The organism is Bacillus sp. BML-BC051, from assembly GCF_019656175.1.
Lineage (GTDB): Bacteria > Bacillota > Bacilli > Bacillales > Bacillaceae_G > Bacillus_A > Bacillus_A mobilis.
The window spans coordinates 78814-105682 of sequence record NZ_BPLI01000026.1; the positions used below are offsets into that span (position 1 = coordinate 78814).

The window sequence follows — 26869 nt, forward strand, 5'->3', positions numbered from 1 at the left end:
GAGAGTAAATGTTAGCATGTAAGGAAGAAAAGGTTATCAATTAACATGTTGTTATATGGAATATATTCTAAAGGGAAAAGAAAAGATAGAAAGGAGTGCAGTAAGTAAAAGGAGGAATAGTAGTATGGATGTAAAACGTGTGAAACAAATCTTATCTTCTTCAAGTAGCATTGACGTTACATATGAGGGCGTACCAGTATGGATTGAGAGCTGTGACGAGCAGAGTGGGGTTGCTCAAGTGTATGATGTATCTAATCCTGGAGAAAGCGTTCACGTGAACGTGACGGCTTTAGAGGAGAAGTAATAGAAAAGACGCTTCTAATTTTAGAAGCGTCTTTTTTATTATTCCATCATATGTGCAATTTTCTTAGAGAACATAAGAAGTACTAATCCTAGTACGATTACGATAACACCGATGCTTGCGAATACTTCTAAATATCCTAAAGATTGAGTGAAAGCAGCTAATTGTCCTGCTAAGAAGTTTGCACATCCAGTACCAGCTAACCATACACCCATTAATAAAGAAGCTAATTTAACAGGAGCGATTGCACTAACCATAGATAATCCGATTGGTGATAAGAATAATTCACCGATTGTGTGGAACATGTAAGTGAATACAATGAATAGTAAGTTTGCCTTCATTGTAATGTTACCTTCATCACTACCAGTTTTTAAAACAGCTAAAGTTAGAACTAAGTATCCAATACCTAGTAAAATCATACCTAGTGCCATTTTTGTTGGAATTTTTAAATCACCATTTTTTGTTTTTGAAAGCTTAATCCATAAAGCTGAAACAGGTAATGCTAGTAAGATAATGAATAGTGGGTTTACAGATTGGAACCAAGGTGTTGGAATTGTAAATCCACCAATTGTACGATCTACGAACTTATCTGTGTAAAGTGTTAAAGAACTACCAGCTTGTTCAAAGCCTGCCCAGAAGAATACAACGAAACAAGTTAAAATTAAAATTGCAGCTGTACGTTTTTTCTCTTGTGATGTTAAAGGTTTTTTCTCAATTACTTTTGCAGTTTTTTCTTTAGACTTTTTACCTACAACAGTTGTACCAATTGTTCCTAAGTAACGAGGTGCTAAGAAATTAAAAGCAACCTGTCCAATGATCATACCGATACAAGCTGTTAAGAATCCATATTTGTAATCTGTGAAGTAACCGCAAATGAATGGAGCGATAAGAGCTCCTAAGTTAATTCCCATGTAGAAGATAGTGAAAGCACTATCACGACGAGAATCGTTGTCGCTATATAATTGACCTAGTAAAGTCGAAATATTTGGTTTGAAGAATCCGTTACCAATAACTAATAATCCTAATCCTAAAAATAGTCCAGTTTTCGTATTCATTGAAAATAGTACAAAGTTACCAATTGCCATGATGATACCACCAATAGTAATGGCGTGTCGCTTCGTAATGAAATGGTCAGTTAACCAACCACCAATAATCGGAGTGAAGTATACTAACATTGTGAAAATACCGTATATTTGTACAGCAACTGCTTTATCAAATCCTAAACCGCCGCTTACTAAGCTCGTTGTTAAATAAAGAACTAATAAGCCACGCATTCCGTAATAACTAAATCTTTCCCATGCCTCTGTAAAGAACAACAAATATAATCCTGGTGGATGTTTTTTTGGTGATTGTTGCTCTCCAGCTTTGTCTAATTTTAAAGCTGCATCCATGTTTGTTTCCCCCTAATCCTGTATAACGGATATTTATGTAATTATTTTAATTCACAAAATATTTAGAAGTCAATAGAATTATATGGAAATAGAAAGAAAATTTCTAGAAAAGTTCTATTTTTCTTCAACCGTTACTGTATTTTGCCCTGAAAACGAGATGATAAGCGTTTTCAAATGTAATAATTGAATTCTAAAAGGAAATAAAATAGTGATTAATCAGAAAATTTAGATTAAAACATTTATTCTGATATAGAGAAAATATATTCTATTTACTTTTATAATATAACATATTGGGAATAAAAATACAAAATGAAATAATGTGACACTTCAGTGAAATGAAAAAACCAGCTCCGTAGAAGGGAGCTGGCTAGAGGTGTATTATTTAACAAAGCGTTTTTCAATGTCATCTAGTAGTAGGTTAGCAGCCATTACACCACCAGCTGTATTCCAAATAACATCGTCAACTTTGTATGCTTTATTATTTTTCACTGCATTTAAGTTTTTAAATAGAGGATCATTGATATATTCTTTTTCTAATTCAGAACCTTTTTTCTCGTTTCCTTTATCGAATGTGAAGTAGAATAATACATCGCCATCCATTGCAGAAATACGTTCTTTAGATACGTTACGCTCTGCGAAGTCATCTTTATTTTGATCACCAGGACGTTTAAATCCAAGTTCTTTTAAAATAACACCAGAGAATGTATCGCCATGATAAATACGAACATCACCAGGCATGAAGCGAACCATAGAGATTTCTTGATTTACTTTATCGCCTAGTTTGGCTTTTAAATCTTTCATGCTTTTATCGTAATCAGCTAAAACCTTTTGACCTTCTTTTTCTTTATTTAATGCTTTTGCATAAAATTTGAAGTTATCTTTCCATTCACCGCGTAGCGTTTCAGAAAACACAGTAGGTGCAATTGCTTTTAGTTGCTCGTACACTTTTTCGTGACGCATTTTGTTACCGATAATTAAGTCTGGTTTTAAAGAAGCGATTGTTTCTACGTTCACTTGTCCTTCATCACCAACAACTTTTACATCTTTCATTTTATCTTTAATATGTGGATACCATGGATCACCAGTCCAAGATTTTACAGCCCCAACTGGTTTCACACCTAGTTCAAGTAAAGCTTCAGTTCCTTCATTTGTTAAAATAACTACACGTTTTGGGTTCGCAGGAACTTCTGTTTTACCCATTGCATGTTCAACTGTAATCATTTCTTTTTTCGTATCTTCTTTTGTTTCTTCTTTCGTATTTGATTTTCCACAAGCACTTAAAAGTAATGAAAAGGCTAGTAAAAATACAAATACTGTAAACGATTTCTTTCGCATGAATTTCATTATGTACCCCCTACATATTGAGAAGTTTTTTCAATAGCAAGCATGATATTAAGCCTTTATCCTTTGATTGTCAATACATACGGTTGAAAATAATTCTCATTTCCGTTGACAATGCGAATTAAGTTGAAATACACTTACAACGTATCATTATACATTGAAGGGGAAACGCTGCATGTTATTAAAAACAAATCAAGCAAAATGGATCGGATTATTTGTTGGAATCATTGCAGTCATTATTTGTATTTGGGGAAGTATTATTTTCGGATATACAAATACGAGTTGGAAATTAGCGTTGGATGCTTTTTTTCATTTTAATGGTTCCAATGAACATATTATTATTCAAAATGTGCGTCTACCAAGGGCGTTAATTGCAGCTAGTGTTGGTGCTAGTTTAGCCATCGCTGGTTGTCTTATGCAAACGTTAACGAAGAATCCACTTGCTTCTCCAGATTTTATTGGATTAAATTCAGGTGCTGCGTTTTTCATAGTTGTAGCAATTGTTATTTTTTCCGTGACATCATTATCAGCTTTCACGTGGATTGCCTTTTTAGGGGCAGCTGTTGCAGCTATACTTGTATTCGCTTCTAGTTCTTTAGGGAAAGAAGGGACGACGCCTCTTAAGTTAACATTAGCAGGGGTCGCAATTAGTGCGTTATTTTCATCATTAACACAAGGATTACTTGTGTTAAATGAAAAAGCACTTGAAGAGGTATTATTTTGGCTTGCCGGATCGGTGCAAGGAAGAAAGTTAGAAATTTTACAATCTGTATTCCCGTATTTATTAGTAGGCTGGGTTGCATCAATTATGATGGCAGGGAAAGTAAATACATTAATGATGGGGGAAGATGTTGCAAAAGGGCTTGGACAACGAACGATTTTAATGAAATCATTCGTACTACTTATTATTGTTCTACTATCTGGTGGTTCAGTTGCGGTCGCAGGTCCAATTGGATTTATTGGTATTGTTACCCCGCATTTTTCCAGATTTCTTGTTGGAGTAGATCATAGGTGGAGAGTACCGTATAGCGGCTTGTTAGGTGCAATACTATTAATCTTAGCTGATATCGCAGCAAGATATGTCATTATGCCACAAGAAGTACCGGTAGGAGTTATGACAGCGTTTATCGGAGCTCCATTCTTTATTTATATTGCACGTAAGAGAGGGCTTAGCAAATGAAGAAGTATATTCCGTTTCGTATAGGAAAAGGCGGGCTCTCGTTTTTAATGTATAAACGAGCTTGTCTCGTCTTATTCAGTTTATTAGTTGTTTTAATAGGATTATTTTTTGCGAGTGCAGGTATGGGAGACATGAAAATTGCTCCTTATGATGTATGGCAAGCGATCACTGGAAATGGCGATGCGATGTCAAATATGGTTGTAAATAAGTTTCGTATGCCGCGTATTTTAATTGCCATCCTTGTAGGAATTGCACTTGCTGTAGCAGGATGTATTTTACAAGGTCTCGTTCGAAACCCACTTGCTTCTCCTGATATTATCGGGATTACAGGTGGTGCAAGTGTTGCAGTTGTATTATTTTTAGCTATATTTAGTGATAAAAATAATGCGCTAACTGTAAGCATTCATTATATGCCGTTAGCAGCCTTTGTTGGGGCTACAATTGTAGCGCTTTTTGTATATTTATTCGCATGGAGAAATGATGGATTATCACCGATTAGTCTTGTTTTAATTGGTGTTGGGTTTTGGGCATTGACGAAAGCAGCAACGACTTTGTTTATGTTATTAGCGCCAATTTATCAAGCGAGCCAAGCGAATGTATGGATTACAGGTACTGTGTACGGTTCTTCATGGCAAAATGTTATGGTACTTGCGCCGTGGGTTCTCATTTTAACGGTAATATCATTTATAGCTGCTAGACATTTAAATGCGCAAGAGCTAGGGGATGATATTGCGGTAGGACTTGGTGTTCCTTTAACGAAGTCACGCGTATTCATGTTATTACTGAGTACAGCTTTAATTGGTGGAGCAGTTGCCTTTGCCGGAGGAATTGGATTTGTCGGTTTAATGGCACCTCATATTTCACGAAGACTAATTGGTTCTTTATACGGTGCATTACTCCCAGTGGCGGCAATCGTTGGTGCAATTTTAGTACTTGCTGCAGATTTAATTGGGCGTACAGTTTTCACGCCACTTGAAATTCCAGCAGGAGTATTTACATCAGCAATTGGTGCACCTTATTTTATTTATTTACTTTATAAAAGTCGGAATTCATAAAGGGAGATGAATATGCAAAAAGCATTGGAGACGAAACGTTTGACGTTGTCTTATGGTGAAACAATTATTATTGATGAGTTGAATTTAGAAATTCCAAAAGGCGAAATTACAATCTTTATCGGTTCTAACGGTTGTGGGAAATCAACTTTATTACGTTCACTAGCTAGATTATTAAAACCAACAACTGGTGACATTTTGTTAGATAATCAAGCCATTCAAAGTATGCAAACGAAGCAAATCGCTCGTCAAATGGCAATTTTACCGCAAGGACCACAAGCACCAGAAGGGCTTACAGTATTGCAACTTGTAAAACAAGGACGCTATCCATATCAAACATGGCTGAAGCAATGGTCAGAAAAAGATGAGGAAATGGTACAAAAAGCCCTTGCGGCAACAGGTATGACAGAATTTGCTGAGCGTGATGTGCATGCTCTTTCAGGTGGACAACGACAACGTGCTTGGATTGCAATGACGCTTGCACAAGATACAGATATTATTTTACTGGATGAGCCTACTACATATTTAGATATGACTCACCAAATTGAAGTGCTAGATTTATTATTCGAATTAAATGAAACAGAACAAAGAACAATTGTTATGGTATTACACGATTTAAATTTAGCATGCCGTTATGCAGATAATATTGTAGCCATTCAAGATAAACAAATATATGCACAAGGTAAGCCGGAAGAAGTAGTAGATGAGAAGCTAGTACGTGATGTATTCCGAATGGAATGTCAAATTAGTACGGATCCGTTATTTGGGACGCCACTTTGTATTCCGCACGGAAAAGGAAGACGTGTACGTAAAGAGGTTGCTCAGGCAATGAGATAATAAAAAAGACGATGAATCATCATTGTCTTTTTTATTTTTCGCAAGAGAATAGTAGGAAGAGGGGAATACGTAAACGTCGTTCATATTCTTCTTCGCTCTGAAAATAAGTTTGATTTGGTGTAGCTTCTTTTATATTTGTAATCGTAAATCCAGCTTGTTGTAATAATGTAAAATATTCTTCCGTTGTACGATGATATTTAATAACTTCTTGATCAATCCAGGGTTCAACGCGTTTTCCCATTTTAAAATAATCATCGATGAGCCAACTCGTTCTTTTTCCGCTCGTTTGCAAGCTTTCAAATGAAGAGGTAATAACAGGGTGTTGAACGCTAAAAGTAAAGGTTCCATTTGTTTTTAAAGTTTCGTACACATTTTGAAAAATGATAGGAAGATGTTCAATATAATGTAAGGCGAGTCTAGATGTTACTAAATCAAAAGTAGCAGGAGGGTATGTGTAGTCTTTGAGGTTTAAAAAATGGACGATCCCATTTTTATTTTCTAGTTGTTTTTTAGCTTTTTCATACATAAGTTCGGAGCCTTCAATACCGGTGTAAGAGCGGCAGTCTTTTTCTAATAATTCCTTGCCAAATTTAGCGTCCCCACAGCCTAAATCGAGGATTTGCTTTCCTTTCACATCACCAATGAGTTGAAAGAAGGCTGGTTTTTCAAGTGATTCATTTGGGCTATTTTCTCGGTATCTTCGTTTCATATATTGTTCAAAAAATGCTTCGTTATTGTATACATCAGATTCAGTAAATGCCATGATTGAAGCCCCCTTAAATATTTTTTTTATTCTACCAAATATGAAAAGTAAATGATAGATTTCTTGTAATGAATCATATATAATCTAGAATTGTAAGCGGTTACTTTAAACTATTTTTCTATAATAAATTCTGAAAACGTGTTAAGCTAGTAGAGGGATTATTAGAACTATTAAGACAATAATTCGCTTACATGAACGATGGGAGGCTTCACAATGTCTAGTAAAACACTTGCAAAATTTTTAGAAGAAAATTTAGAGGATTTAAAATCAAAGGGGCTTTATAACGTAATTGATCCGCTTGAGAGTTCAAATGGACCGATCATTACAATTGGCGGAAAAGAATATATTAACTTATCTTCAAACAACTATCTTGGATTAGCAACAGATAGCCGTTTGCAAGAAGCAGCAATTGGTGCAATTCATAAGTACGGCGTTGGAGCAGGAGCTGTTCGTACAATTAACGGTACTTTAGATTTGCATATTAAATTAGAAGAAACAATTGCAAAGTTTAAACATACAGAAGCAGCGATTGCTTACCAATCAGGATTTAACTGTAATATGGCAGCGATTTCAGCCGTTATGGATAAAAATGATGCGATTCTTTCAGACGAATTAAACCATGCTTCTATTATTGATGGTAGTCGTCTATCAAAAGCAAAAATTATTGTTTATAAACATTCTGATATGGAAGATTTACGCCAAAAAGCAATCGCGGCGAAAGAATCAGGTCTTTACAATAAATTAATGGTAATTACAGACGGTGTCTTCTCAATGGATGGGGATGTTGCAAAACTACCAGAAATTGTTGAGATTGCAGAAGAATTAGACTTAATGACATACGTAGATGATGCACACGGTTCAGGTGTACTTGGTAAAGGTGCAGGAACTGTAAAGCACTTCGGTCTGTCTGATAAAGTTGATTTCCAAATTGGTACATTATCAAAAGCAATTGGGGTAATTGGTGGATATGTAGCAGGGAAACAAAACTTAATTGACTGGTTAAAAGTTCGTTCACGTCCATTCTTATTCTCTACAGCATTAACACCAGCTGATGCAGCTGCATGTATGAGATCAATTGAAATCTTAATGGAAAGCACAGAGTTGCACGATCGTTTATGGGAAAATGGTCGCTATTTAAAACAAGGGTTAAAAGAACTTGGCTTTAACATCGGAGAAAGTGAAACGCCAATTACACCTTGTATTATTGGTGACGAAGTATTAACACAAGAATTTAGTAAACGTCTAAATGAAGAAGGCGTTTACGCAAAATCTATCGTGTTCCCAACTGTAGCAAAAGGAACAGGACGCGTTCGTAATATGCCTACAGCAGCTCATACGAAAGAAATGTTAGATGAAGCAATTCGTAAGTATGAAAAAGTAGGGAAAGAAATGGGCATCATTTAAGTAACGACATCTTTTGAATAGCTTGCAAATGAGGAGTGGGGAAAATGAAAAAAATTCTAGTAACCGGTTCTTTAGGGCAAATTGGTTCTGAACTAGTAATGAAACTTCGTGATGTATACGGTGCATCAAATATTATTGCAACAGATATTCGTGAAACAGATAGTGAAGTAGTAACGTCTGGTCCATTTGAAACGTTAGATGTAACAGATGGACAAAAACTACATGATATCGCAAAGCGTAATGAAGTAGATACAATTATTCATTTAGCAGCTTTACTTTCAGCAACAGCAGAAAAAAATCCGTTATTTGCTTGGAATTTAAATATGGGTGGACTTGTAAATGCATTAGAAGCAGCTCGTGAATTAAACTGTAAGTTTTTCACGCCAAGTTCTATCGGTGCATTCGGTCCATCAACGCCGAAAGATAATACGCCACAAGATACAATTCAGCGTCCTACTACGATGTATGGGGTAAACAAAGTAGCAGGAGAATTACTATGTGATTATTATCATCAAAAGTTTGGCGTTGATACGCGCGGTGTACGTTTCCCAGGTTTAATTTCTTACGTAGCTCCTCCAGGAGGCGGAACAACTGACTATGCAGTTGAAATTTATTATGAGGCGATTAAAAAAGGCACATACACCTCATACATTGCAGAAGGCACATACATGGATATGATGTATATGCCAGATGCTTTACAAGCGATCATTTCATTAATGGAAGCTGATCCAAGTAAACTTGTGCATAGAAACGCGTTTAATATTACAGCAATGAGCTTTGAGCCAGAGCAAATCGCAGCATCGATTCGTAAACACATCCCGACGTTTACAATGGATTACGCTGTAGATCCTGCTCGTCAAACAATCGCTGATAGCTGGCCAAACTCTATTGATGCAACAGCAGCAATGAAAGAGTGGGGCTTTAAAGCAGAATACGATTTAGACAAAATGACAACGGACATGCTGGCTAAGTTAAAAAAAAAGCTCACAGCTGAGTTAGTGATGAATTAATAGGAAGAGTCGATTCTTAGGAATCGGCTCTTCATCATTTTTGGAGGGAGAGAAGTCGTATGCAAAGAGTTGATGTCGTATATGCACTAATACATGACGAAGAAACAGATAAAATATTAATGGTACATAATGTAGAACAAAACGTTTGGTCATTGCCAGGCGGGGCTGTTGAAAAGGATGAAACGTTAGAGGAAGCACTAATAAGAGAAGTGAAAGAAGAGACAGGTTTAACTGCCGTGGCAGGTGGACTTGTTGCGATCAATGAAAAATTCTTTGAAGCATCAGGGAATCATGCAATACTTTTTACATTCCGAGCAAATGTAGTAAAAGGTGAACTGATTGCGGAAGATGAAGAAGAAATTTCTGCAATAGAGTGGGTGGATCGAACGCTCGCAAATGAACGATTCCCATTCTACGATAGAGGATTCGAGGCATTATTAGAAGTAGCCATTCCATACAAATTTCAACCAGAAACAAAGTGAGTGAAAGAAAAAAACAGGAGCGCAAGGCTCCTGTTTTTCTATTCAATCGTCTTCAGTAGTAACTTTTTCAATAGTGGTTTAATCTTCAGGCGTAAATCTTCAGCGTGATTTGCAACTAAGAAGTGATGGTTATAAATGTTCTTCATTAATTGATAAGTTGCTTCTTTCGCTTCGCCTTCTTCGATGAAGATCCCGATTACTTCCATACCACTTTTACGAGCAAGTTTGACAGCTTCATGCGTATCTAAAATACCGTCTTGCTGATAGTCCAGCGCAGAAGGCTCACCGTCTGTAAAGACGAGTAAGAATTTATGCTTTTCTGGTCTTTTCGCAAGCTTTTCAGAAACGATACGAATAATATATCCGTCGCGGTTATCTTCTTCTTCGCGAAGCTGCATAATTTCGGGACCAACGTTTGGTAACGTTGAGTTTTTATACGTTACAACTTCATGGATAACGTTCGGCTTATCTTCAGGTTTAGCACTAGAAGCATCTTCCCAAAATCCGCTAATAGCGTGCGGGATTTTTAAAGATTTCAACGCTTCATGGAATAGGACCACACTTTTTTTCGTTTCTTCCATTTTGTTATACATAGAACCAGAGCAGTCGACTAACAATTGGAATGCAACATCGAGTTCTTGTGATTCTTGTCCTTTTTTATAAAACATGCGCGGCTGCTTTTCAGTATAAATACGAAGGAATTTCTTACGAAGTCTTCCGTAGTATTTATCACTATTTGCATTCGTTTTATTTTCAATCGTTTTTTCGATAATTTTCTTTAATTCTTTTACATCTTTATTAACGACTGATTTGATAGCTTGGTAATCTTTTTTCTCATCGGCATTTGCTTTACGAGCTTCTTTAAATGTATGAGAGGCACCAACGTTATACTTACCGTACGCACCCTCGTTTTGGCTAGAAGCGTGTGAAGCTCTTGCTTCTTCTGTATCAGCGCCATCAAAGTTGGATTGTGTACTTTTTTGAGAAGTACCTTGTACAGAGCCAAGTGCTTGGTCACCATCTTCTGATTCACGAGCAGTATCGCCCATCATGTTTGTTTTTGTTCCGCTTTCTAATTCAAAGCGTAAAAAGTTCTCGTTTTCGTTATTTTTATTTTCACGATGCCATGTGGAGAAACTTTCATCCATTTTGTTTTTATTTTCATCGTCATCTACGAGCTGCGTATCATCATTTGCTAAATCTTCGACACGACAGTTTTTTTCGTCTGCAATGACAGATAAATAAAGCGGAGCATGTCCGAAATAATTGTTCAGCATATCACTTTCAAGAAGTCCTTCTAAACGATAGCGAATTTTTTCAACGATATACATAATGTCTTCTGTATTACGGGCTTGGAATGTTTCATGCAAAATTGCTTCAATTTGCTCGAAATATTCATTATTAAACATTTCATATTTATCGCTCGTTAATGAAAGATAGCAGAGACAAAATAGACGATCACCGTGATAGTTACGAACACGATTGATTTCATTTTGTGAACCAAAGTAATTGCGATACATTTCTTTTCTTCTTTTAAAAACATGCTTTGTGCCAGGGCGTAAGTTTTTTACGATTTCCTCAACACGTAAATCTTCTAATAGAACAAATAATTGTGTTAAAAACTTTTTTAAGGGTGATTCTTGTAATTCAATCGCATAAGAACGAATTAAAGTCATGTCCGAGTAATGTTTATTACCAAGTGCTTTTAAAAACACTTCGCTTTTTAATCCGATTACTGTATCCTCTTCTTTTCGATCATCCCAAAAGTGACTAATGACAACCTTTTTTTCAATTTCGTCGTAGTATGCTTTATAGCCATACTCAAGGTAGGCATCGTCTTCTTTTAAAAGAGCATACATTAAGTTTTCCATTTGTAGAAACAGCGACGCATCAATTTTTTTGTCACTAAAAATTTGTCTCATGAATTATCCCTCAAAGAAATAACTTTCTGCTAATTCACGGACAGTCATTTGTTCTGTTTCATCGTTTAATTTTGCGATAATACTACGTTCGATTGCGCGCATAACAGGAATATATACACCTAAATCACATGCGTCGATAATGCCACGAATACTTGCTGCCTCTTCACTTACACGTCCATCACGAGCTAAAGGCATAAGGTCGCTTGCAAATGCAACGAACTTTTCAATTGTTGCAACATCATTTAATTTTGATTCAGCTAATAATAGTTCTTTTAATGTATCACCTTGAATGTAAGGAACTTCAATAATAACGAAACGGTTTTTTAATGCTTCGTTTAGTTCACTTGTACCAACGTAACCTTCATTAATTGCCGCAATTACACGATACTCGTCATCACCATATACAACTTCTTGTGTAAACGGGTTAGTAATCATTTTACGGTAATCTAACGCACCGTGAAGAAGTGGTAACGTTTCAGGTTTTGCCATATTGATTTCATCAATATATAAGAAATGACCGCTCTTCATTGCTTTCATAAGAGGACCGTTAACAAATGTAACTTCAGATGCGCCATCTTTTGTTTGTAGCGTGTTGTATCCTAAAATACCTTCTACATCTAGGTCGACAGAACAGTTAATGCTATGCATTGGTTTTTGGAATAAAGAAGAAAGAGTTTCCGCTAGTACTGTTTTACCACTACCAGTTGGTCCTTTTAGTAGAATGTTTTTGCCAAGAAGAAGTGCTGTAATAGCATCTTCAATAATGCTGTTATCAGATGCTTTATATATTTTCTTACCAATTAAATGTGCATTTTCACCAGCTTCTTGCTTATTCTTTTCGTGAATGGTTGAGAGCTGTTGTTTTAAATCAGCATGTATATGAAATTGTTCTAACATGTATTTCCCACCTAACATTATTTTCATAAAGTAATACATCTTATGATAACTTGTTTTAATATGGTATGCAAAGAAAAGGAAAGGGGATAAATGCAAAACAAAAAGCAATCAATATTATATTGATTGCTTACAGTAATGGAGAAATGAGTCGCATGAAAGACTCTAATATTCGTTTTTTGATACTTCTTTTTTGGAATGTGTTCCATTTAATTTCAGTGGAATATTTAAAGTCATCTTCAAAATCACGTTTAATATCATGAACGGTCTCTGATTCATATAGTACGCTAATAAGTTCGTAATTTAATTCAAAGCTACGTACGTCCATATTTGCTGTTCCGATTGTCGCGATTTTATCATCAACGAGTACAATTTTTGCATGCATAAAACCATCTTTATAACTATAAATGGAGGCACCAGCTTTTAAAAGTGGAGTGAAGTAGGATTGTGATGCTTGATCACTAATAATACTATCACTTTTACCAGGATATAAAATGCGTACATCTATGCCAGATATTGCACTTAAACGTAATAATGTTAAGGTTTCTTGATCTGGAATAAAGTATGGTGTAGCGATCCAAATCGATTTTTTTGCAGATCCCATAACGGCTAATAATGTATTACGAATGCTTTTATCATCTGAGCTTGGTCCGCTCGCTACAATTTGCACAGCGCCTTCTGTATTTGAAATTTCTTTACCTGGGAAGTATTGTCTATTCATAAATTGATCCCAAGAATAGTTGTTTAAACCACTAGAGGCATAGAGCCAGTCCTCTAGAAAAATTGCTTGTAATTTATATAGTGCTTTTCCTTCTATTTTTAAATGACTATCACGCCAAACGGGAAATTTTTTTGAACGACCAAGATATTCATCACCGACGTTGAGTCCACCAGTAAAACCGATTTCTCCATCTACAATAACGATTTTTCGATGGTTACGATAATTGACAGTTTCAAGTAACCAAGCTGAAAAAATAGGATCAAATTCAACAATTTCAATTCCAGCTTCTTTCATAGGTTGTAAAAAACGTCTTCTTAAAGTGTTACTTCCGAGTCCATCATAAAGGAATCGTACAATAACACCATCTTTTGCTTTTTTTATTAAAGCATCTCGAACTTTTGTACCAATCTCATCAGATTTATAAATATAGTATTGAATATGTATGTGATGTTTTGCTTGCTCGATAGCTTGCAAAATTTCTGAGAATGTTTGATCGCCATTTGTTAAAAGTTTTGTAGTTGTTTTATCTGCGGCAGGTCCGCCTCCAAATCTTTGTACGACTTTTGTTAAATGTGTAGAACGTTCATGTAAGGGGACTGTGAGTGATAATTCTACTCGTCTTCCTTCTAATATTTCACGGAATAATTTTCTTTGCTCTTCTGAACGATGTAGATGTTTTTTTCTTCTCCAACGGCTACGACCGAAAATAGAGTATAAAAGCACCCCTATAACGGGAAGAAGTGCTAATACTAAAAACCATGCTAAGGTGCTTTGAGGAGACCTATTTTCGATAAAAATAACGAATGAAATTCCTACGATTGTAATAGACCATAGTGCACCGACAAATGTATATAAAGAAATAAATGATGTATTTAATAGGAAAAGAACGATAGATATAATTGTAAATACCAATAATAATTGAACGATAGGCTTCTTCATTTCTATAAAATTCCTCTAATCTTTCTTAAATATAGACTTCTAATATAAAAAGGTATAATCCGACATTCTTATTATAAAGTGTTTTGATTTTTTTACAAAATATAGGCAGTTTCCCCATGCTTTCCGCATTTGTCCTACATACAGTATATTGTTACGTTATTATCCCGCTATTTGCTGGTTAATAAACAGTGTAGGAGGGACAAAACCCAGGCCCTTTATATAGGAAAGGGGATAATCATATCATGGATTTGTAGCAGATGCATGCTGAAACTTAGGATATGGTTATCCGTATTATGTGGTTTCTTCTTATTATATAGGTTACTAACAAGGTCCGTACTATTCATGCAATACCTATTAAGTTGAGAAAATGGCAAAGGAGAGGAGAAATATGAATTATATAGAAAATAACGGATTGTATTATCGTCATAATCATGGAGGAAACCATCATAATGGCGGGCATCATCACTATGGTGGTCACAATCATTATGATCATCATCATCATCACGGTGGTGGATGGGGCTGGGGTGGCGGCTCATGGGGCGGTGGATTTTTCCCTGGAAGTTTTGCTGGAGGCATGTTAGGTGGACTTACAGCTGGTGCATTAACGGGTGCAGCAGGTGGAGGCTACTATCCAGCACCGTACCCAGTAACTTATCCAGCCCCATACCCAACGCCATATCCGGGTTATCAGCCAATGCCATATCCGTATTAAACGAAAAAAAGAGGCTATCCTCTTTTTTTTTCGTTTAATAAAGTATTTATTTATAAAATATTTCCAAAATAAAGGTGAAAATATGTTAATATTTTGTTATTGTAATTCAAAAACATATATACTAATTTTAATTTTTATATTATTATTCGTGAATAGTTGTATAGTGTGCTCAAACTTCTATTTCGCTAGTAAAGCAAAGAGGTTAAATGTGAGCGGGATTAGTAGGAAACAGTGGTTGTATGGAGCTAGCTATAAAGGAATGTAAGAGAATGAATAAGGTATAATAAAGTAAGCTAATTATAACGATCAGAGACTACTATTTATAATTGAAACGGTATTATATTGCTTTTTATTACAAATAATATTATGTTATTTTAATCGGCATATTTCAAAACGTGATTTATGTAGAGGACGATTATTAGGAAATGAAATATCTCTATTTCTATGAAAAGAAACAAGTTGTGCTTTAGTCAGATAGGAAGCAAGGAGAGATGCGCATGCTAGAACAAAGAGGTCATGCATTATATGACTCTTCATTGCGAGATTTAAAGTTAGCATTAGATGAGTCTTCAATTGTTGCGATTACAGACCGAAAGGGTCTTATTACATATGTAAATGATAAGTTTTGTGAAATCTCCAAATATACACGAGAAGAGTTAATAGGGAAAGATCATCGTATTTTAAATTCAGGATATCACCCGAAAACATTTTTTCAAATTCTATGGAAGCGCATTTTGAGCGGAAAAGTATGGAGAGGTGAGATTCGAAATCAAGCAAAAGATGGTACATATTATTGGGTTAAAACAACAATTGTTCCATTTTTAAATGAAAAAGGAGAGCCATATCAATTTATTGCGATCCGAAATGATATTAGTAGTAGGAAAGAAGCAGAACGGAGGTTGCGGGTAAGCGAAAGTCGTTATAGGGAGCTTGCGTATCATGATGCTTTAACGAGTTTACCAAACCGATTGCAGTTAATAACGACTGTAAACGAGATGATTGCAGACAAAAAAGAATTTGGTATGATTTACTTTGATTTAGATCGTTTTAAATTAGTAAACGATACGCTAGGTCATATGATAGGAGATCTACTTTTAAGCGAAGTTGCTTCACGGTTGCATTATGTGCTAGGAGAGAAAGATGTTCTGGCTAGGCTGGGTGGCGACGAATTTGTGCTGTTAACAAAAAATCATACACAAGATGAGATGAGGCAGTTAGCGACATCTGTGTTGTCATGTTTTCAGGCACCATTCATGCTTGAAGGTCATGAAGTATACATTTCAGCTAGTCTAGGACTGTGCTCATATCCGCAAGACGGACAAGATGTAGAAACACTATTGAAAAATTCGGATTTAGCCATGTACAGTGCGAAAGAACAAGGTAGAAATGCCGCTTGTTTCTTTACAGATGAGTTACGTGCGAAAATAAATCGTAGAATGAAAATTGAATTCGCTTTGCAAAAGGCAATTCGTGATGAAGAATTAGATGTGGTACTGCAGCCTATTATTGATTTGAAAACGAAGAAATATACTGGTATTGAAGCTTTAGCACGTTGTTCGACAGAAGAAGGGCCTATTTCGCCAGGCGAATTTATTCCAGTAGCTGAAGAATCTGGACTTATTATAAAATTAGGAGACTGGGTATTAGAAAAGTCATGTCGCTTGTTTAAAACATTGCCAGATTATGAAGAAGGACTAAGGTTATCTGTTAATTTATCCATACAACAATTAATGCAAAAGCGTTTTATTTTATCTGTACGTAGCATTTTAAGGAGAACTGGCTTTCCACCGAATCGTTTAATTTTGGAAGTAACGGAGAGTATCGCTGTTCGCCATTTTGATTATATTATTGCTACATTACAAGAATTAAGAAATATGGGTATTTTAATTGCTTTAGATGACTTTGGAACGGGTTATTCTTCTTTATACTATTTAAAGCAACTGCCACTGGATATAGTGAAAATTGATCGTAACTTTATTCGTGAATTTCATTATGATCACGCACAGCCAGAGCGAACGATTGTAAAATCTGTTATTGAAATTGCCCATAGCTTAAATTTAGCAGTAGTTGCTGAAGGGGTAGAAACAGTAGAGCAAGAAAGTTTATTACAATCTATGGGCTGTGATTACGTACAAGGATTTTATTATGCGAGACCTTTATCTATAGGAGAGTTAAAAGAAAAGTTAATTACAGATTTTTAATAAAAAAGAGAAGCCAGTAGCTTCTCTTTTTTTAATTCATTTTTTTTGAGCCTTTCATTAATACTGGATAAAGAATAAGACCTAATACAAACAATCCGATTCCTAAGAAGAACGTTTTTAAATCAGCAGTTCCTGTTTTGATAACCCAAATAGAGTAGACAAATGCTAGTGTAGTAATGATTCCATCCTTTATTCGAGAGCCAGGCATTATATCATACGTTTCTCCTGTAATAACCAATTTGAATTGGTACAGCGTGGAAACAAGGTATGGGATTAAATAAGCTAATGTTGCTACAACGATAGCGAAATTATAGGCTTCTGACACAGTGCCAGAAATCGTTGAGAATAAGAAAATTTGCGTCATCACATTTGTAATAAATAATGATTTTGAAGGACTACCTTTTTTATTTGTTTTCGCGAAAAACTTAGGGAAAAGTCCATTCTTGGCTGCCTGGTAAGGTACTTCTGAACTAACAACGATCCAGCCAACTGTAGATCCAAATAAAGATACAAGTGCAAGTAAAGCCATGATATAGGCACCTTTATTGCCAATTGCTAAATTTAATGCGTCTACTAATGGTTTTTGAGACTCTTTTAAAGCATCTTGTGGAAGAGCTCCCATTGTAAGTAAAGTAATTGACATGTAAATAAGAAGAGCGATAATTAATCCGAAAATGGTAGCTTTTTTTACATCGCGCTGAGATTTAGCACGGTTAGAAAGCATTACAGCAGATTCAATACCGATAAATGCCCAAAGTGTTGCGATAGCAGCTGAATTGATTTGTCCACCTAACGAAATTGATTGTCCTGCCTCATTCATAAATGTTTGACCGTCTCCGAAATTAGAGGCATTGAAAATGAATAATGTGATTACAATAAACATTGTAAATCCGATAATTTTTGCAATGGTAGCAAGAAGATTCATATTTCCAGCTCGGTCAATATTTTGAGACAGAATATATTGAATTCCCCATAACATAAGGCTACATACGAGGAAAGTTAATCCTTTTCCGAGTTCTAGTGAAAATCCGTTCGTTGAAAAGAGAATTTGCTTACTTTGTAAAACTGGAAAGAATGTTGATAAATATCCAGCAAAGGAAATAATAACAGATGCTGTTGCAGCCCAGTTCGCAGCCCAATATCCCCATGCCATACTGTATCCTGCAACTTTTCCCGCTTTTTTTGAAGGGAACATTGCTTGAGCGTAACTTTGTGGTCCTGCTTTTAATTCTGGTTTTCGAATTGCTAAATTTCCAAATACGAGTGCAATCATAAATACGCCAAGACCTGTAATACTCCAAGCAAGTGTAGAACCCATTGGACCTGATACTTGTGCTAAATTCGCTGGGAGCATAAATACGCCACCGCCAACCATATTTCCGATCACAAAAGCTGTTAAAATCCATAATCCCCATTTTTTCGTTTCCATTTTTGTTAACTCCTTTGTAGTAAGTTTTGCTTAAACATCATTTTTTACTAGCTTTTTGGCAATAAAAAAAGAGCCATGTAGATAAAAAATACCTACATGGCTCTTCGCCTAACGTAGGTACAACGGGAATAACCCTTGTACCTACGCGTAATTTTTCCGCTAGGTTTCAAGGGTTACGTATGATGATGATGTTTTTGTGCAAATGTAACTACAATTGTTGTATAAGTAAGCATAGTTCTTTGCTCCCTTTCTCCTCTGATTTTGAAGTTAGTATACTACATGTTTTTTTGAATGAAAAGAAAAATATAAAAATTTTTATAAAAATACGTTTTAGAGATTAAATATTTACCTGTATTTTTCCTATACTGGAAAATAAGTGAGAGATTGGCAGAAGAGTGTAGCGTGGTATAATACATATAGAATTAGAAGGTGACAAGGGGCTATTGTAGATGATGAGTAAGTATGAACAAATTTATACAGAAATCAGCAAGTCAATTGATAATAAACAATTAAAAGAGGGATGCAAAATCCCATCAGAAACTGAATTAATGAAGCAGTATGAAGCAAGCCGCGGTACTGTAAGAAAAGCTGTAGATTTATTACAAGAGCGTGGGTATGTTCAAAAAATACATGGAAAAGGTGTTTTTGTTTTAAAGCGAAAAAACATTGAATTCAACTTCGGTGGCATTGTAAGCTTCCAAGAAGAAAATGAACGTTTAGGACGCCATTGTATTACAGAAGTCGTGGAAATGGAGAAAGTAAAAGCGACAAAAGAGGTTGCAAAGCTATTAAATGTGAAAGAGAAAACAGAAATAGATCATATTAAACGCGTACGGAATATTGATGGGGAAAAAGTAATTTTGGATATCAATCATTTTGTATCGGAATATATTCCTGGATTAACGAGTGAAATTGCAGCGCAGTCCATTTATAAATACATTGAGAAAGAACTAGGTCTTCATATTAGTTACTCACAGAGAGTAATTGAAGTACAGTCATGTACAGAGGACGATAGAAAGTATTTAGATTTAAATGGAACAGACTATGTTGTTGTCGTGAAAAACTTTACGCATTTTTATGATGGGAGTCAGTTCGAATATACAGAATCACGCCATCGTTTAGATATTTTTCATTTTTCGGATGTGGCGCGGAGGAAGTAAAGAGGTGGAACAAACTATTGTTTCATCTCTTTTTTTATAAAAAAATTACAAACTCGTATATACGAGTGTTGACTAACTTATATATACGAGTTAATATGTAATTGTAAACGGTATCAAAAAAAGAAAAGAGGGACGGGAATATGGGGAAAGACTATCGTCAAACAGCAGAGGAAGTGTTGCAGTATATTGGTGGGAAAGACAATATTGAACAAGCTGCGCACTGTGTAACGAGGCTCCGTATCGCTTTAAAAGATGAAAGTAAAATAGATAACGATAAATTGCAGTCTGTTTCATTAGTGAAGGGAGCGTTTCATAACGCTGGGGTATTTCAAATTGTAATTGGTCCAGGAGATGTAGATCGAGTATATGCAGAATTGATAACGCTTGCAGGTATGAAGGAAGCGACAGTAGCTGACGTGAAAGACTCTGGAAACCAAAAGTTAAATCCAGCTCAAAAGTTTGTAAAAGTATTTTCAGATGTATTTATGCCGATATTACCAGCAATCGTAACAGCTGGTTTACTAATGGGAATTAACAATCTATTAGGGGCGAAGGACTTATTTTTTGAAGGTAAAAATTTATTAGATGTGTATCCAAACTTAAGTGGGCTTTGGGATTTAATTAATATGATGGCGAATACAGCATTCGTATTCTTACCAGCACTTGTCGGTTGGTCAGCAACGAAGCGTTTTGGTGGTAGTCCGATATTAGGGATTGTTATGGGATTAATGCTTGTGCATCCAGCCTTATTAAACGCGTGGGATTATGGCAAAGCAGCGACTGGTTTAGATGGACAAAAGATTGAGTACTTCGATATTTTAGGACTATTTCAAATTGAAAAGGTAGGGTATCAAGGTCAAATCTTACCGGTTTTAGTAGCAGCATTTGTACTAAGTAAAGTGGAAATCTTCTTAAAGAAACATGTACCGAATGCAATTCAATTATTAGTTGTACCAATTACAACGATTGTTGTAACAGGTGTGTTAGCATTAGGAATTATTGGTCCAGTTACACGTCATATTGGAGATTTATTAACAGCTGGATTAGTAGGTGTATATGAAACAGTACCAGTAGTTGGAGCAGTATTGTTTGGAGCATTATATGCACCGCTTGTAATTACAGGTATGCATCATATGTTTATTGCTATCGACTTACAATTAATTGCACAGCACGGTGGTACATTCATTTGGCCAATGATTGCTCTTTCTAACATTGCGCAAGGTAGTGCGGCACTTGCGATGTTCTGGATTTCTAAAAATCAAAATGATAAAAGTATGGCATCTACATCAGCAATCTCAGCATATTTCGGTATTACAGAGCCAGCTATGTTTGGTGTAAACTTACGAAATAAATTCCCGTTCTATGCCGCAATTATAGGATCGGCTATTGCAGCTATATTTATTACGCTAAATGGTGTATTAGCACCTGCTATCGGAATTGGCGGATTACCAGCATTTATTTCTATCATTCCGAAATCAATTCCAATATTTATTGTAGGAATGATTATCGCAGTTGTAATCCCATTTACGTTAACGTGGTTATTTGCAAAACGAGCAAAACAGAAGTAGGAGGAAGTTAAACATGAAGGATTGGCATAAAAGTGTAGTTTATCAAATTTATCCGAAGAGCTTTAATAGCTATTACAATAAAGAAACCGGTGATATAAAAGGGGTTACAGAGAAACTAGATTATTTAAAAGAACTCGGAGTAGATTATATTTGGTTAACACCGATATACCAATCACCACAAAATGATAATGGATACGATGTAAGTGATTACTACAGCATTGATCCATCTTACGGAACGATGGAAGAGTTTGAAGAGCTTTTAGAAGAAGCAAAGGCACGTAATATTGAAATTATGCTTGATATCGTTGTAAATCATAGTTCAACGGAGCATAAGTGGTTTAAGGAAGCGAAGGAAGATAAAAATAGTCCATATCGTAATTATTACATTTGGCGTGATGAAAAAAATAATTGGCAATCTAAGTTTGGTGGGTCTGCTTGGAAATATGATGAGAAGACAGAGCAATATTTTTTACATCTATTTGATGAGACGCAAGCTGATTTAAATTGGGAAAATGAAAAACTTCGTGAAGAAGTGTATGATATGATGCGTTTTTGGCTGGATAAAGGGGTAACTGGATTCCGATTAGATGTTATTAATTTAATTTCAAAAGATCAACAGTTTTTAAATGATGACGGAAGTACGGCGACAAGCGATGGCCGTAAATATTATACAGATGGTCCGCGGGTTCATGAATATTTACAAGAGATGAACCGAAATGTTTTTGAAGGGAAAGATGTAATTACAGTTGGAGAAATGTCATCTACGACAATTGATAATTGTATTAAATATTCAAACCCTGAGCGTAATGAATTAAGTATGACATTTAGTTTTCATCATTTAAAAGTGGATTATCCGAATGGAGATAAGTGGACGCAAGCAGATTTTGATTTCATTAAATTAAAAGAGATTATGTCTAATTGGCAAATTGAAATGCAAAAGGGCGGAGGATGGAATGCATTATTTTGGTGTAATCATGACCAGCCTCGTATTGTGTCACGCTTCGGTGATGATAGAAAGTACCGAAATGAATCTGCGAAAATGTTAGCGACAGCTATGCATATGTTGCAGGGCACACCTTACATTTATCAAGGCGAAGAAATCGGTATGACGAATCCTAAATTCGAGTCCATTGAGCAATATCGCGATGTGGAATCGTTAAATATACACGATATAAAGCGAGAAGAAGGATTATCAAAAGAAGAGATTATCGGGATTTTAAAACAAAAATCTCGTGATAACTCCCGTACTCCGATGCAGTGGAATGAAGAGATGAACAGTGGTTTTACAACAAGTACACCTTGGATTTCAGTGGCTGAAAACTTTACAGAAATAAACGTAGAGAAGGCATTAGCAGATCAGGAATCTGTATTTTATCATTATAAAAAACTAATCGAACTAAGAAAAACATATGATGTTATTACAGAAGGAGAATATGCTATTTTAGATGAAAATCATCCTAAGATTTGGGTATACACACGTACTGTAAATGATGAAATATTACTTGTTATCAATAACTTCTATGGAGAAGAAATAACGTACTCTGTACCAGCACATGTTCAATTAGATGGAATGAAACAAGAAATACTACTGTCGAATTATAAAGATTCCAGCAAGGATATTACAAAACTTAAATTAAGACCATATGAATCCATTGTATATCGATATGCGAAATAGAAAGGTTGTATGCCCGCGTGGCATACAACCTTTTATTTTAAGACACCACTATACAAAATGCTTACTTCTACCTCAGGCTTAAATTTTACTTTTGCATAATCTTTATTCCAATTTTTTTTCTTCCATAAGTCAGGGTGATAAGCAATGAGATGTCTACCAATTCCGAAAGCATCACAATTTGCTTTTTGTAACTTTTTCGTTATCTTTTTAGCTTCTTTCGTAAGCTGTTTAGACAATTCTTTGTTTAGTTTGGCTCTTTCATCCATTTTGTAAAGATTATCTCTCGGAGCTTCAAGCGCTATAACTTTTAATTGAAGCTTAATGTGAGCATAAACATTTCCTTTTTTATCCGTTGTTATTTTTAAGTCTCGTTTTAACTTTCGATTGCTAATTTCCATTGTTAAATAATCAGATGTCTTCTCTGATTCATCGCTAGTAAGTTTTTGGGTTATACGGGCACTTGTTCCCATTTTTCCGGTTAATAACACGAATAAAACAGAATGTTTCAAAGGTAAATGCCCAGTTAATTTATCATTATTAAATAAAGCTAACCCGTTTGTAATTACTTCTTTTCCTTTTATTTTTATAGACGGGAGGGTGAAATCTTTACCGGGATCTAACATTTTTGTAGCAGCTGTTTCTAAAGTTTCTTTTGGAAATACACTCATATCTTCTAAGCTTTTCACTTTTTTCTTTAGAAAATCTCCAATTAGTAAATTTCCTACTTTCTTTTTTTCGAGTATCTCGGACGTTTCACCATCTACTGCAATAAGTTTTACTAAAGCAGTTGGGTTTGTTGGGTCACGAAAGCTGACATCTAAATAGGGTAGTATACCTTTTTTTAGAATTTTGGTTCCTAGTAATTGAACACCATATTTGAAATAGCGAATATTCCCAGTCACATTTTTTTTTAGGGCATCGCTTGTATCCCTTATGTTATGCCCGGTTGCTGAATGTATTTCATTTTCGAATGAAGATTGCTCTCCGCTCGAACTTTTTACGAGCTCGATTGTTTGCTGGAGTTTATTCTCTTCCGTAATATCAGATCCAATGCTATAAGCTAATCTAGCTTCTCTTAATGGTTCTTGATCCCAACAGCCAGAAAGGAGGGAACTAGTACATAATATAAAAAGTAATTTAAATCTTTTTTTGAACATACTGTTCTCCTTTCTTCTTTCTTATTACTGAATAGAGTAGAAATAAAAGAGGGAGGACAACGATGAAAATATAGGTGAACTTATCAGTGAAAGTTGCAATTACTTTTAATTCTTCAGGTGTATCTATAAATAGGGCTACACTAAAAGCAATAATACCAACGATTGGAACAGCCTTTTTATGATTAGCAAGATTGAAGATATGTCTAATTCCGATTGAAGCAGCGCAATAATAACTCGCAATAGAAGCCACAACTGTTATCATCCATATTGGAATGAATAGTAAATCAGTCCGGTCTATAATCCCGATATGCAAGGAGCGTAATAAGTAAGCAACTGGCTCTGGGATAAGTTCAATTTGTTTTGGACTAAATACGATAAAGCAAATCCAAACAGTAAAAGTATAAAAAAGAGTTACAAATCCATTAGCGATAGAAATGGCCTTCAGTTTTGCCACAGAATTCCCATTTACTTTTGGGAAAGCGATAAGAATAATTTCAAAACCATACATGGCTGTAATTGTTTCTTTCGATGCTTGAATAATATTCCACCATCCAGCCTCTGTAATGGGAAAAATATAAGAAAAATCAGCTCGGGAAAGCCCTAGAGCAATTAAAAGCGCCATAGGTAAAATGAGAATAGAGGCCATGACATAAAATCGTACGATGACTTTAAACGTATTATAAGCTACATAACAACAAGCTATTGTAAATAACATAAGAATGGCATACCACGGAGTTGCTTGTAATATCCAAACTTTAACGACATTACAAACATTCAACATAACCGTCATACCGATAAGGGTAAAATAAAAAACATAAGCAAAACCTAATAGTTTTCCAAACTTATTACCAAATAGCATACAAACACTTTCATACATATCTGCATCAGGAAATCGTTTTAAGAAAAGCCACATAAGTAAAATGATAAGTTGAATTGCAAGTCCAGCGATGAGTGCAGAAATCCATCCACCACCTTTAGCAATTGGGTGAAGACGGTTAGGGAGAGAAAGTATACCAACTCCGATTTGGCATTGAATAACGAAAAAGGTAAATTGAACTAGCGAGATTTTACTTTGCGTGTTTGTCACCGTCCTCATCCTCTCTCGTTACATGTTGTCGTTGCATTTTTTTCGGTTTTGGATCATGTGGTCGTTCCCAAAATGACCAAATTGGTAGTCTTACGAAAGAATCTTTCATATCTTTTATCCGCATCGGGGCAACGGGAGAAAGATATGGTGTATGAAAAGAATGTAGTTGACATAAATGAACGAAAGTTATAATTAGACCGAATGAGATGCCTACATATCCGAATATGGCAGCAAGGAGCATTAACGGAAAACGAAGAATCCGAACTGCGGAACTCATATCATTTGATGGAACGAGAAAAGATGAGATTGCAGTTAAAGCTACAACGATGATCATTGTATAAGAAACAAGGCCGGCTTTTACAATTGCATCACCAATTACTAAACCGCCTACAATACCGATTGTTTGTCCAACTCGGCTTGGCAAGCGAATACCAGCTTCCCGTAGTAATTCAAAGATTAATTCCATTAAGAGAGCTTCAAAAATAGGAGGAAGCGGTACTTTCTCTAATGAAGCTTTAATTGTATACACAAGTTCGAGCGGCAACACATCAGGATGAAAAGCGACAGTTGCAATATATAAACCTGGCAAGAGAAAGGCAATTAAAAAGCTTACTAAGCGAATCATTCGGACGAAAGAACCGACAATCCAGCGGTTATTATAATCATCTGGTGATTGATAGAAAGCGAATAACGTAACAGGTACGATGAGCGCTGTTGGATCTCCATCAGATAAAATAGCGACGCGCCCTTCCATTAAATTTGCTGCGACTCTATCTGGACGCTCTGTATTTAATTGCTGCGGGAAGGGTGAGAAAGACGTATCCTCTATAAATTCTTGTATGTATCCTGGAGGCATGAGTGCATCCGTTTTAATCGTTTCTAACCTTCTTTTCACTTCTGTAACGAGATCGTCATTCGCTATGTTTTGCATATAAGCAATTGCCACTTTTGTATGCATTTCTTCACCAAGTGTGAAATATTTAACTACGACATTTGGACTTTTTATGAGTTTACGAATCGAAGCTAAATTGGTTGCTAAATCTTCTACAAAACCAGTATGCGGTCCACGGACAATGCCTTCATTATCAGGTTCTGTTATATCTCGCTTTAAAGAAAGAGCTGTTTCAAAAATACAAAAACTGTCGACTTGTTCATGAAAATATAATGATTTTCCTTGTAATAGAAGCTGTACGCCATAATTTAAATTTGTTTCTTTTTTCATATTTAATGTGGCGAAAGCTTTATCCAAAGGTAAATCTGAACGGGTTAATAAAGGCTCAAGAGCTAATTGGTGAATTAAATTTGGGTCTGTTAAAGATTCGATATATAAGATCGTTCCTTTTCCATTTTGAAAAGGGAGATCTAATTTTTTTATATCATCAGAATGGGAAAGTTTATTTTCAATGTAATTAATGTTCTCCGGAAGGGATGGAAACATATGCTTTTGATTCTTACTCTCTTGTTGGTCTTTGTAATCAGTCATAATTTCCACCTCTTTTAGAATAAAGTCACTTCTGTTAATTTTTGTCGTTTGTGAGAAATTTATGCTTGGATTATTTAGAAAAAGTAGGGGGATGGAAAGAACGTATATATTTACGATATTAATATATATCTTTTGTACTATAAGGTGGTAAACCTAGCGG

22 protein-coding genes are annotated in these 26869 nt (G+C 35.5%); 12 read left to right on the top strand and 10 right to left on the bottom strand.

Annotated elements, in window-relative coordinates:
* The first annotated feature begins 124 nt into the window (after positions 1-124).
* A complete protein-coding gene (locus K5S59_RS12935; RefSeq protein ID WP_000382688.1) occupies positions 125-304 on the top strand; it encodes an acid-soluble spore protein H in 180 nt (59 codons plus the stop codon).
* 38 nt (positions 305-342) lie between these two features.
* Here K5S59_RS12935 and K5S59_RS12940 read toward each other — a convergent pair whose 3' ends face one another.
* Positions 343-1692: a peptide MFS transporter gene (locus K5S59_RS12940; RefSeq protein WP_000338304.1), complete on the bottom strand. Its 1350-nt coding sequence runs from the start codon at positions 1690-1692 to the stop codon at positions 343-345.
* Positions 1693-2070: 378 nt separating this feature from the next.
* Entirely contained in the window at positions 2071-3036 is a 966-nt protein-coding gene (locus K5S59_RS12945; RefSeq protein WP_000671034.1) for an ABC transporter substrate-binding protein, read from the bottom strand.
* A 172-nt stretch (positions 3037-3208) separates the two neighbouring features.
* On the opposite strand from K5S59_RS12945, the gene K5S59_RS12950 reads away from it, so the two are divergent.
* Genes K5S59_RS12950 through K5S59_RS12960 form a run of 3 tightly spaced genes read left to right on the top strand, consistent with a single transcriptional unit; the run spans position 3209 to position 6102 of the window.
* Entirely contained in the window at positions 3209-4213 is a 1005-nt protein-coding gene (locus tag K5S59_RS12950; RefSeq protein ID WP_098259278.1) for a FecCD family ABC transporter permease, read from the top strand.
* Positions 4210-5268: a FecCD family ABC transporter permease gene (locus K5S59_RS12955; RefSeq protein ID WP_097844438.1), complete on the top strand. Its 1059-nt coding sequence runs from the start codon at positions 4210-4212 to the stop codon at positions 5266-5268. The genes K5S59_RS12950 and K5S59_RS12955 overlap by 4 nt, the downstream gene beginning before the upstream one ends.
* A 12-nt stretch (positions 5269-5280) precedes the next feature.
* Positions 5281-6102, top strand: a complete 822-nt coding sequence (locus tag K5S59_RS12960) for an ABC transporter ATP-binding protein (RefSeq protein WP_001167960.1) — start codon at positions 5281-5283, stop codon at positions 6100-6102.
* Positions 6103-6133: 31 nt separating this feature from the next.
* Here K5S59_RS12960 and K5S59_RS12965 read toward each other — a convergent pair whose 3' ends face one another.
* A complete protein-coding gene (locus K5S59_RS12965) occupies positions 6134-6865 on the bottom strand; it encodes a class I SAM-dependent methyltransferase (protein ID WP_120449470.1) in 732 nt (243 codons plus the stop codon).
* Between the two features lie 213 nt (positions 6866-7078).
* On the opposite strand from K5S59_RS12965, the gene K5S59_RS12970 reads away from it, so the two are divergent.
* The 3 genes from K5S59_RS12970 to K5S59_RS12980 are packed head-to-tail and all read left to right on the top strand — an operon-like array spanning position 7079 to position 9761.
* Positions 7079-8269 (top strand): glycine C-acetyltransferase, encoded by a 1191-nt coding sequence (locus tag K5S59_RS12970; RefSeq protein ID WP_000095906.1) that lies wholly within the window; start codon positions 7079-7081, stop codon positions 8267-8269.
* A gap of 44 nt (positions 8270-8313) precedes the next feature.
* Positions 8314-9279 carry an L-threonine 3-dehydrogenase gene (locus tag K5S59_RS12975; protein WP_073517306.1) on the top strand — a complete coding sequence of 322 codons (966 nt, stop codon included), beginning with the start codon at positions 8314-8316 and terminating at the stop codon, positions 9277-9279.
* Positions 9280-9338: 59 nt separating this feature from the next.
* Positions 9339-9761, top strand: a complete 423-nt coding sequence (locus tag K5S59_RS12980; protein WP_001189936.1) for an NUDIX hydrolase — start codon at positions 9339-9341, stop codon at positions 9759-9761.
* A 38-nt stretch (positions 9762-9799) separates the two neighbouring features.
* On the opposite strand, the gene K5S59_RS12985 is transcribed toward K5S59_RS12980, so the two are convergent.
* From K5S59_RS12985 to K5S59_RS12995, 3 genes are all read right to left on the bottom strand, one after another.
* Positions 9800-11683, bottom strand: a complete 1884-nt coding sequence (locus K5S59_RS12985) for a vWA domain-containing protein (RefSeq protein WP_001248854.1) — start codon at positions 11681-11683, stop codon at positions 9800-9802.
* Between the two features lie 3 nt (positions 11684-11686).
* On the bottom strand, positions 11687-12580 hold the full coding sequence (locus tag K5S59_RS12990) for an ATP-binding protein (RefSeq protein WP_000892966.1): 894 nt from the start codon (positions 12578-12580) through the stop codon (positions 11687-11689).
* A 127-nt stretch (positions 12581-12707) separates the two neighbouring features.
* Entirely contained in the window at positions 12708-14237 is a 1530-nt protein-coding gene (locus tag K5S59_RS12995) for a cardiolipin synthase (protein ID WP_000743051.1), read from the bottom strand.
* Positions 14238-14604: 367 nt separating this feature from the next.
* On the opposite strand from K5S59_RS12995, the gene K5S59_RS13000 reads away from it, so the two are divergent.
* Entirely contained in the window at positions 14605-14949 is a 345-nt protein-coding gene (locus K5S59_RS13000) for a cobalt transporter (protein WP_120449472.1), read from the top strand.
* A gap of 497 nt (positions 14950-15446) precedes the next feature.
* Positions 15447-17150 carry a putative bifunctional diguanylate cyclase/phosphodiesterase gene (locus K5S59_RS13005; RefSeq protein WP_000893355.1) on the top strand — a complete coding sequence of 568 codons (1704 nt, stop codon included), beginning with the start codon at positions 15447-15449 and terminating at the stop codon, positions 17148-17150.
* A gap of 31 nt (positions 17151-17181) precedes the next feature.
* Here the strand turns inward: K5S59_RS13005 and K5S59_RS13010 are convergent, their stop codons facing one another.
* Complete coding sequence (locus K5S59_RS13010) at positions 17182-18579, bottom strand: amino acid permease (protein ID WP_000448432.1); 1398 nt, start codon at positions 18577-18579, stop codon at positions 17182-17184.
* Between the two features lie 449 nt (positions 18580-19028).
* On the opposite strand from K5S59_RS13010, the gene treR reads away from it, so the two are divergent.
* From treR to treC, 3 genes are all read left to right on the top strand, one after another.
* Positions 19029-19739, top strand: a complete 711-nt coding sequence (treR, locus tag K5S59_RS13015) for a trehalose operon repressor (protein WP_000987245.1) — start codon at positions 19029-19031, stop codon at positions 19737-19739.
* Positions 19740-19879: 140 nt separating this feature from the next.
* The gene (treP, locus tag K5S59_RS13020; RefSeq protein ID WP_097844431.1) at positions 19880-21307 is read left to right on the top strand and encodes a PTS system trehalose-specific EIIBC component; all 1428 of its coding nucleotides are present in this window, start codon (positions 19880-19882) and stop codon (positions 21305-21307) included.
* A gap of 13 nt (positions 21308-21320) precedes the next feature.
* Positions 21321-22982 carry an alpha,alpha-phosphotrehalase gene (gene treC, locus K5S59_RS13025; RefSeq protein ID WP_000656114.1) on the top strand — a complete coding sequence of 554 codons (1662 nt, stop codon included), beginning with the start codon at positions 21321-21323 and terminating at the stop codon, positions 22980-22982.
* A gap of 32 nt (positions 22983-23014) precedes the next feature.
* On the opposite strand, the gene gerKC is transcribed toward treC, so the two are convergent.
* Genes gerKC through gerKA form a run of 3 tightly spaced genes read right to left on the bottom strand, consistent with a single transcriptional unit; the run spans position 23015 to position 26709 of the window.
* Complete coding sequence (gene gerKC, locus K5S59_RS13030) at positions 23015-24139, bottom strand: spore germination protein GerKC (RefSeq protein WP_000474009.1); 1125 nt, start codon at positions 24137-24139, stop codon at positions 23015-23017.
* Positions 24120-25226, bottom strand: coding sequence for a GerAB/ArcD/ProY family transporter (locus K5S59_RS13035; protein ID WP_000185792.1), 1107 nt, complete (start codon positions 25224-25226; stop codon positions 24120-24122). Before K5S59_RS13035 ends, gerKC begins: the two co-directional genes overlap by 20 nt.
* Positions 25207-26709 (bottom strand): spore germination protein GerKA, encoded by a 1503-nt coding sequence (gene gerKA / locus K5S59_RS13040; RefSeq protein ID WP_098872488.1) that lies wholly within the window; start codon positions 26707-26709, stop codon positions 25207-25209. The genes K5S59_RS13035 and gerKA overlap by 20 nt, the downstream gene beginning before the upstream one ends.
* Positions 26710-26869: the final 160 nt, after the last annotated feature.